This is a genomic window from Colwellia sp., assembly GCF_013215345.1.
Classification (GTDB): domain Bacteria; phylum Pseudomonadota; class Gammaproteobacteria; order Enterobacterales; family Alteromonadaceae; genus Colwellia.
Window position 1 is genome coordinate 55145 of sequence record NZ_JABSOV010000017.1, and the last position, 6155, is coordinate 61299.

Sequence of the window (6155 nt, forward strand, 5' to 3'; positions counted from 1 at the left end):
GTGGGTTGTTGAAAAAGGCGTTGCTATTTGTGAAAAAGTGATAGTCGAAGGCTTACAAAAAGTTCGAACTGGTGTGGAAGTAAATGGTGTTATTAAGCATGTTGACCCACTGACTGGTACCATCTCAGATATTAATGATAAAACGAAAAGCACCGCCAAAGCTAATGAAGTAAATGATAGCCCAAGTGCTACCGTCGATAAGTAAACAAGGACGATTTTATGATCAGTAAAACTTTTATCAATCGCCCTAAATTCGCGTTTGTTATCTCTATTGTTATCACACTTGCCGGCTTAATTGCCATGAGCGTGTTGCCAGTAAATATGTACCCAGAAATAACACCACCTCAGGTTCAAATTTCTGCCGTCTATCCAGGAGCAAGTGCTCAAATTGTTGAAGAGTCAGTTATCAGGCCTATTGAAGAACAGGTCAATGGCGTAGAAGATATGATGTATATCGAATCTTCTGCCTCCAATAATGGTACTGCAGTTATTACGGTATTTTTTAAAGTAGGTACTGATGGTGATATTGCCCAAGTCAATGTGCAAAACAGAGTCGCCTTAGCTACTAGCTCATTACCTGCAGAGGTAACCCGTCAAGGGGTTGATGTTAAGAAAAAGTCTAGTTCAATGTTGTTAGGTATTAACTTGTTTTCTGAACAAGAAGGTATTGACCAACTCTTTTTAAGTAATTATGCCTCTAACTATTTAACTGAGCCGTTAGGTCGTATCGAAGGTGTTGCCTCAGCAGAAATTATGGGTGAAATGACCTATAGCATGCGCGTATGGTTAAACCCTGAGCGTATGGCATCTTTAAGTATTACTGTTACTGAAGTTCAGCAAGCATTACAAGAGCAGAATATGATAGTTGCTGCTGGTAAGTTCGGGGCTAGCCCATCGTTACCTAGCCAACAATTTGAGTACTCTATTCAAGCCAAAGGGCGTTTACAAACACCGGAAGAATTCGGCCAAACGATAATTCGCGCTCAGCTCAATGGTAACTTTATCCGTTTAAGTGATATTGCGCGTTTAGAGTTAGGTGCAGAAGATTATTCAACCCAAGCAAGGTTAAATGGTAAAGAAACTGCCTTTCTTGTTATCTACCAGCTACCTGATGCTAATGCCACTGAAGTTGCTTCGTTAGTAAAAGCTGAAATGGAAAAACTTTCTCAGCGTTTCCCCGATGGTTTAGAGTATGTTATCCCCTACGATACTACTAAATTTATCGACCGCTCCATTGAAGAAGTTATGGTTACCCTCTTTCAAGCGATAGCTTTAGTCATATTAGTGGTGTTTTTATTCCTGCAAAACTGGCGTGCCACCATCATTCCAACCCTAGCAATTCCTGTGTCACTCATTGGTACTTTTGCCTTTATGATATTGATGGGTTATTCAATCAACACCATTACCTTATTTGGTTTAGTACTTGCCATCGGTATCGTGGTAGATGATGCCATTATCGTGATAGAAAATGTTGAGCGTATTTTAAAAGAAGAGCAGTTACCCATTAAAGAAGCGGTCACCAAAGCGATGGAGCAAGTTTCTGGACCTATTATCGCTACCACCTTGGTACTATTAGCGGTTTTTGTTCCCGTGGCCTTTATGCCAGGAATAACCGGTGAATTATATAAACAATTTTCAGTCACTATTTCATTTGCTGTGTTAATTTCGTCACTGAATGCCTTAACCCTAAGTCCTGCACTTTGTGTCGTGTTATTAAGTGCTGAAAAAATGAAACCCATTTCCTGGTTAGTGCCATTTGAACGTCTTATTACTAAGGTCACTGGCAGCTATACCAAAGCCGTTGGTTTCTTACTTAAGCGACTAGCTCGCGTAGGTCTTTTTGTCGGCTTAATGTTTATTGGTGCCGGTTGGTTAACAACTTCAGTACCAACAGCCTTTTTACCTGCTGAAGACCAAGGCTACCTATTTGTCGATGTCCAGCTACCTGATGCCGCGTCAAGTAATCGTACGCAAGCGGTAATGGATAAGATCACTCCACTGATATTAAACGATGCAGCCGTTGATGATATTATTACCGTGTCAGGTTACTCACTACTTGGTGGTGCCGGCTCAAATAATGGTCTGGCAATTATTCTCCTTAAAGACTGGGAAGAGCGTACCGCGCCTGAATTAGGGCTAAGGCAGTTAATCCCACGATTAATGGGGCAATTATGGACTATGCCTGATGCACAAATTATGGTATTTAATCCGCCGCCTATTCCTGGTCTTGGCAATAGTTCAGGCTTTGAATTTAAATTGCAAGACAGTGAAGGTAGAGATCCTGCTTCGTTAGCACAAGTGATGAACGGACTCATATATGAGGCGAATCAACGACCTGAATTAACACGAGTATTTAGTACCTTTAGAGCTAATGTTCCGCAATACTTTTTAGAGGTAGACCGTAATAAAGCCAAAGCTCAAGGTGTCTCTTTATCTGATATATTCTCGACTTTGCAAGCGCAATTAGGCTCTTTATATATTAATGACTTTAGTCAATTTGGCCGAACCTATCGTGTCACTATACAAGCTGAAAGTCAGTATCGAAAAGACCCATCAGATTTACGTTATTACTTTGTCCGTAATAAAGATAATGAAATGGTGCCGCTAACTACCTTGGCAACGATTAAGCCTATTTTAGGGCCAACAACCATTAGTCACTTTAACTTATATCGTAGTGCGAGTATCACTGGTAATGCTGCGCCAGGTTATTCATCAGGACAGTCTATTGATGTTATGGAAGAGCTAGCCAGTAAATTGCCGCAAGGTTATATCTATGAATGGTCGGGACAGTCTAAGCAAGAATTAGAAGCGGGTAATTTAGCACCTATTTTATTTGGTTTAGCTATCCTCTTTGTTTACTTATTCTTAGTGGCACAATATGAAAGTTGGACTATTCCATTTTCAGTGCTAGCCGCGGTACCGTTAGCGCTATTTGGCTCTATGTTGGCACTTTATACTGTTGGCATGGCAAATAACATCTATGCGCAAGTTGGCTTAGTATTATTGATAGGTCTGTCCACTAAGACCGCCATCTTGATTGTCGAATTCGCCATGGAGCAAAGGGCGGCGGGAGAGACCATTATGAATGCAGCACTTAATGCGGCTAGAATGCGTTTTCGTGCGGTATTGATGACAGCTTTTTCTTTTATTCTCGGTGTATTACCGCTGGTATTTGCAACGGGGGCCGGTGCGGGTAGTCGGGTATCGCTCGGTATCACCGTACTATCGGGTATGATCGCCGCGACGCTGTTTGGTACTTTACTGGTGCCTTACTTCTATTTAGTGATTCAGCGTATGCGAGAAAAAATTAAAGGCAATCCAGATGTTAGCTAAAGGTTTTACCACCTGCTAGCACCAAAAAGGGCACATACTATATATAAATAGTATGTGCCCTTTTTATTTGTTTGCTAAAAGCCTAACGATAAATGCTAAAGTAACTAACAATCGATGATAATGACTATTTAGTATCTATTCAGCAAAACCTTTATTTAGGTGTTAGTTTAGGCGCTACTCTGACTCTTGCGATGCTTCTGCTTCTTCAAGTTTAGCTCTATCGGCTTTTGATACATACTTAGGTTTATTACTGGTATGTAACTTTGAATTCATTTTCTTAACTTTCTTTTTCAAAATATTGTTCATCTTCTTTTTTCTATTCATCTTATAATCTCTACATATATACTTAAAATTATTCTAGCTATTCTTATAGAAAAATAACTACTACAAACATCAATGGCAAGTAAGGGTACAACACCGTCGGCTTTAATGAATTAGCCATATACTCGGCAATAAGTGCCTTGCTAGTTGGTCGGTTCATTTGCCACTGTTTATACATTAAATAGGGTTTAGTCGACTCACTTGTCTGTTCAGCCTCATTTAGCGCTAATTTATCTTCTATCGCTATTATCGCATTTGCGGTACGACACTGAAAGGTTTTCCAAATACCTTCTTGCAACCAAAGTACAGCGACTAGCAGTAAGGCAACAAGCGCCGTCAATGAAAAGGTTAAGGACAACAAGGTGATAGCGGTGGCAACAAGCTTGATAATTAGAGCATAACTTTCATAACTTTCATGATTGTTATGCAAGGTTTGCCATTGCTGAAGTAATAACTGTTTTGAAACTGTGGTCATAGGGCTGAATACCATTGTTCTAATGTACTGGGGTTGAGCAAAAATTACTGTTATTATGCGCGCATTATCTTTCTCTTTAAAGTTATCTTGGCTTTACATTGAAATTTTTCTTATCTTTTGGCTTAGCGTTTAGCTAGGCAATTTAAACCAGAGGCGTTTATTTTGAGTACTAATTCAACTACATCATCGTTAGCTTTTTCTTCATTAAGCTTAAAACAGGATCTAGTTAAAAACTTATCGTCCCTTGGCTATGAGAAAATGACACCAATTCAAGCTAAAACCTTACCTGAATTGCTTAAGGGAAAAGATGTTATTGGCGAAGCTAAAACGGGCTCAGGCAAAACGGCGGCTTTTGGTTTAGCATTACTTAACAAACTAGAAGTTAAAAAGTTTCGCATTCAATCTATGGTAATTTGTCCAACTCGAGAACTGGCTGATCAAGTTGCGAAAGAGTTGAGAAAACTAGCACGTGGTATTCATAATATTAAAATATTGACACTTTGTGGCGGCACACCATTTGGTCCACAAATTGGTTCTTTAGAACATGGCGCACATGTTATTGTTGGTACCCCAGGTCGCCTTGAAGAACACGTTATAAAAGGCACCTTACAATTAGATAACTTAAACTTATTAGTGCTTGATGAAGCTGACCGTATGCTAGAAATGGGCTTTCAAGCGGCGCTTGACAATATTATTGGACGTACACCACTTGACCGTCAAACGTTACTTTTCAGTGCAACGTTTCCAGAGCAAATCAAGTCCATTAGCGAAAGTATCATGACCGATCCGGTGATGGTTAAAATCGCTTCTAGTGAAGACCAATCAACTATCAGCCAAAAGTTCTTTAAAGTAAGTGATGATGACAGTCGCCTAGATGCGTTACGTTTATTGTTACTAGACAAGCAAGTTGAATCGACTGCTATTTTTTGTAATACCAAAAAAGAAACCAAGCAAGTTGCTGACGCCTTACATTTTGATGGCTTTAGCGTGTTAGCTTTACATGGCGATCTAGAGCAGCGTGATAGAGATCAAACCTTATTACGCTTTGCCAACAAAAGTGCTTCAATTCTTGTCGCTACTGATGTAGCGGCACGTGGCTTGGATATTGATAGTTTAGATTTAGTGATTAACTATCATATTGCCCGCGATAGTGAAGTACACGTACATAGAATTGGCCGAACAGGTAGAGCAGGTAGTACAGGTATTGCTTATTCACTATTTAGTGACAAAGAAAGTTATAAAGTTGGTTTACTTGAAGATTACCTTGAAGCTGTTATCACACCTGAGCCGTTGCCTTCATCAGCTGTACTTGGTTATGAACGTCCACAAGCTAAAATGGCAACCATTCAAATTGATGGCGGTAAAAAGCAAAAAGTTAGAGCTGGAGATATTTTAGGTGCACTTACTGGTGATAATGGCATTAAAGGCTCAGAAGTTGGTAAAATTTCGGTACTTGATAACAAAGCCTATGTAGCTGTTACTAAAGGCGCGTTAAATTTGGCGTTGCGAAAGATAACTAAAGGGAAAATGAAAGGGCGTACCTTCAATGCACGTCACTTAACTTTTTAATAAGCTAACGTTTAAATTAAAAGCTAGATGAAAAAATCCTACCAAGAGCGGCTTGTCAACAAGCAGCTCGATTTTGATGCCGCTCAAACACAAGCTATTGATGCTTTAGTTTTACTATCCGAACAGCTGATTGAGCGACAGCAATCACCCAAAAAATTTAAGAAACCCATTCCAGGTATATACTTCCATGGCAGAGTTGGTCGCGGTAAAACCATGCTGATGGATTTATTTTACCAGCAGTTGCCGATAAAAAATAAGAAACGCATCCATTTTCATCACTTTATGGAAAGTGTGCATCAACAACTCGCCCAATTAACCGGGAAGTCTGAACCCCTTAACCATATAGCTAAAGCATGGGCAAAAAATATTGAGCTGTTATGTTTCGATGAGTTTTTTGTTAGTGATATTGGTGATGCTATGTTGCTTAGAGGCCTGTTCTCTGCACTGTTTTCTCAAG

5 protein-coding genes and 1 pseudogene are annotated in these 6155 nt (G+C 39.7%); 4 read left to right on the forward strand and 2 right to left on the reverse strand.

Going from position 1 to position 6155, the window contains the following annotated elements:
* Together HRT50_RS03790 and HRT50_RS03795 are read left to right on the forward strand one after the other, a co-directional pair.
* Positions 1 to 205: pseudogene (locus HRT50_RS03790) on the forward strand (efflux transporter periplasmic adaptor subunit); the annotation flags it as partial.
* A 14-nt stretch (positions 206 to 219) separates the two neighbouring features.
* Complete coding sequence (locus HRT50_RS03795; protein ID WP_291611487.1) at positions 220 to 3333, forward strand: efflux RND transporter permease subunit; 3114 nt, start codon at positions 220 to 222, stop codon at positions 3331 to 3333.
* Positions 3334 to 3507: 174 nt separating this feature from the next.
* On the opposite strand, the gene HRT50_RS03800 is transcribed toward HRT50_RS03795, so the two are convergent.
* Together HRT50_RS03800 and HRT50_RS03805 are read right to left on the reverse strand one after the other, a co-directional pair.
* Complete coding sequence (locus HRT50_RS03800; RefSeq protein WP_291611489.1) at positions 3508 to 3657, reverse strand: DUF2986 domain-containing protein; 150 nt, start codon at positions 3655 to 3657, stop codon at positions 3508 to 3510.
* Between the two features lie 43 nt (positions 3658 to 3700).
* Positions 3701 to 4129, reverse strand: coding sequence for a hypothetical protein (locus HRT50_RS03805; protein WP_291611491.1), 429 nt, complete (start codon positions 4127 to 4129; stop codon positions 3701 to 3703).
* A 162-nt stretch (positions 4130 to 4291) separates the two neighbouring features.
* Here HRT50_RS03805 and dbpA point away from each other — a divergent pair, with 162 nt between their 5' ends.
* The gene (dbpA, locus tag HRT50_RS03810) at positions 4292 to 5698 is read left to right on the forward strand and encodes an ATP-dependent RNA helicase DbpA (protein ID WP_291611493.1); all 1407 of its coding nucleotides are present in this window, start codon (positions 4292 to 4294) and stop codon (positions 5696 to 5698) included.
* A gap of 27 nt (positions 5699 to 5725) precedes the next feature.
* On the forward strand, positions 5726 to 6155 hold a 430-nt coding region (zapE, locus tag HRT50_RS03815), incomplete at its 3' end, for a cell division protein ZapE (protein ID WP_291611494.1).